We start from the raw sequence: 2,520 nt of genomic DNA on the forward strand, positions 1-2,520 counted from the left end.
GCGGAGCAGCTCGAACTCGCCGTCCTCGTCGGGGTAGCCGATGGAGGTCTTGATCGTGAACCGGTCGAGCTGGGCCTCCGGCAGCGGGAACGCGCCCTCGCTCTCGACCGGGTTCTGCGTCGCGATCACGTAGAACGGGCTCGGCAGCTCGTGCGTCTCGCCGTCGACGGTCACCTGCCCCTCCTCCATCGCCTCCAGCAGGGCCGCCTGCGTCTTCGGCGGCGCACGGTTGATCTCGTCGGCGAGGACGACGTTCGCGAAGATCGGGCCGGGCGAAAACGAGAAGGAACCGTCGCGCTCGTCGAACACGTTGGTGCCGGTGACGTCGGCGGGGAGGAGGTCGGGGGTGAACTGGATCCGGGAGAACTCCAGGCCGAGCGCGGTCGCGAACGAGCGCGCGGAGAGGGTCTTGCCGGTCCCGGGCACGTCCTCTAGGAGGACGTGACCGCGGGCGAGGATGCCGAGCGTGACGCGCTCGAGGAACTCGCGGTCGGCGACGACCGCGCCGCCGACCTCGTCGACGACGCGGGCGCAGGCGTCGGCCGCTTCGGGGACGTCCATACCGACCGCACGGGTGCCGGGCCGAAAAGCGTTGTCGGCGGCGGACGTCGGCTCGGACTCCGGCGGGCGTCGACCGGGACGCCGCCGGACCGCGGGCCGCCCGAAAGCGATCGAAACGCATAACAGCGGAACCGGCCAACGGGGAGACGAGCCGAGGTAGCCTAGCCTGGCCAAGGCGGTAGATTCGAAATCTACTGTCCATTCGGACACCGGAGTTCAAATCTCCGCCTCGGCGCTTCTCTTCGATTTCGCCCGACGAGCGACGGGTTCACCGGGCGGCCCGTCAGGCGATCAGCGCGGCCGCGAGGAACATCCCGCCGGCGGCCGCGGGCGGGATGGTGAGGTTGTCGTCGACGGCCACGCCGTAGATCAGCGGCGGGAGCCCGTCGGCGACCGCCGCCGGGATCGCGCCCGCGAGCGCGACGATCACGCCGGGGTCGGGGCCGAACTCGGGGATCGCGTACGGCACGGCGATCCCGAAGCAGACGAACACCATCGCCGCCACCACCGGGAGCCGCTTCGGCTCCGTCGCGGCGTTCTCGCCGAGCCCGCCGCTTATCGGGTCGCCGACCGAGAGCATCCACATCGCGGGCACGGCGAACACCGGCGCGAAGACGAGCGCGGTGACGGCCATGCTCACCTGATACAGCGCGTAGCCCGCGACGCTGTCCGACTCGTACTCCCGGACCAAGGCGTCGTACAGCGGGTCGAGCGGTCCCGCGGAGCCGGAGAGCCGCAGCGCTTCGAGTGCGGCCGCGACCGCGACGCTCACGAGGAGCAGCCGCCCCGTCGTCTCCCAGGAGATCCAGCCCAACAGGAACGGGACCGGGTACAGCGTGCCGCTCGCGTGGACCAGCCGCCGCTCGAACTCCACGCGCTCGCGCCACGCCGCGGCCGGGAGCGTCACGCCCTCAGTTCCCCGCGGTCTCGACGTCGGTGTCGACCGCGTCGTACCGCTCGGCGACCGACGCGAACGGCTCGCCCCCGCGCAGCGCGGTCAGCTCGTCCGCGAGGTCGGCGACGGGGATCCGGACCTGCGCCGCGGAGTCGCGCTCGCGGAGCGTCACGGTGTCCGGGCCGTCGCCCTCGATCCCGTCGCGGTCGACCGTGACGCAGAACGGGGTGCCGACCTCGTCCTGTCGGCGGTAGCGGCGGCCGATCGAGCCGGAGTCGTCGTACGCGACCGCGAGCCCCGCGGCCCGAAGGTCGGCGGCGACCTCGTCGGCCAGCGCGGTGAGGCGGTCGTCGTTCGTCACCAGCGGGAAGACGGCGGCGTCCTGCGGCGCGACCTCGGGCTCCAAGGAGAGGTACGTCCGCTCCTCGCCGTCGACCTCGTCCTCGCTGTAGGCGTGCGCGAGCAGCGTCTGGACGGTGCGGCCGACGCCGAACGAGGGCTCGACGACGTGGGGCGTGATGTGCTCGCCGCTCTCGGTCACCTCCTCGACGGCGAAGTTCGCGACGTCGACGTCGACCTCGCGCGTTTCCCCGTTCACTTCGACCGCGACAGTCTCGCCGTCGAAGGCGTCCGGGTCGCGCTCGGCGAGGGCCTCCAGCGCCTCGGCGACCGCGGCCGCGTCGCCGCCGAACTCGGGGCCCAAGACGGACATGTCCGGGTCGACGGTCGCGCGCTCGACGGTCTTCGGCTCGTCGTAGCGCTTGAACACGGTGAACGCGTCGTCGCCGTACTCGTCGTGCTTCGAGAGGTCGTAGTCGCCGCGGTAGGCGAAGCCGGCGATCTCGATCCAGTCGCCGTCGACCTCGCTCTCCGCGTCCCAGCAGTCGGCGGCGTAGTGGGCGCGCTCGCCCGCGAGGTGCTGGCGGAACCGGAACCGGTCGGTGTCGACGCCGACGCGCTCGTACCACTCCTGGGCGACGCCGAGGTAGTAGCCGACCCACGGGGAGCCGATGACGCCCTCGTCGACCGCCTCGCCGACGGCCGTGTTCAGGTAGTCGCCGCCG

The 2,520-nt window shown here is 72.1% G+C and carries 3 protein-coding genes and 1 tRNA gene; 1 reads left to right on the forward strand and 3 read right to left on the reverse strand.

What is annotated here, in order from left to right; translation table 11 throughout:
- A partial coding sequence (locus B9G38_RS16030) for a MoxR family ATPase (protein WP_143415551.1) occupies positions 1-561 on the reverse strand: 561 nt, incomplete at its 3' end.
- Positions 562-711: 150 nt separating this feature from the next.
- Between B9G38_RS16030 and B9G38_RS16035 the strand changes: the two genes are divergently transcribed.
- Positions 712-796: transfer RNA gene (locus B9G38_RS16035), tRNA-Ser, on the forward strand.
- Positions 797-844: 48 nt separating this feature from the next.
- Here B9G38_RS16035 and B9G38_RS16040 read toward each other — a convergent pair.
- Together B9G38_RS16040 and glyS are read right to left on the reverse strand one after the other, a co-directional pair.
- On the reverse strand, positions 845-1,468 hold the full coding sequence (locus B9G38_RS16040; protein WP_086221040.1) for a dolichol kinase: 624 nt from the start codon (positions 1,466-1,468) through the stop codon (positions 845-847).
- Positions 1,469-1,472: 4 nt separating this feature from the next.
- The coding region (gene glyS / locus B9G38_RS16045; RefSeq protein WP_086221041.1) for a glycine--tRNA ligase at positions 1,473-2,520 on the reverse strand (1,048 nt) is incomplete at its 5' end.

It is taken from the genome of Halorubrum sp. SD612, assembly GCF_002135005.1.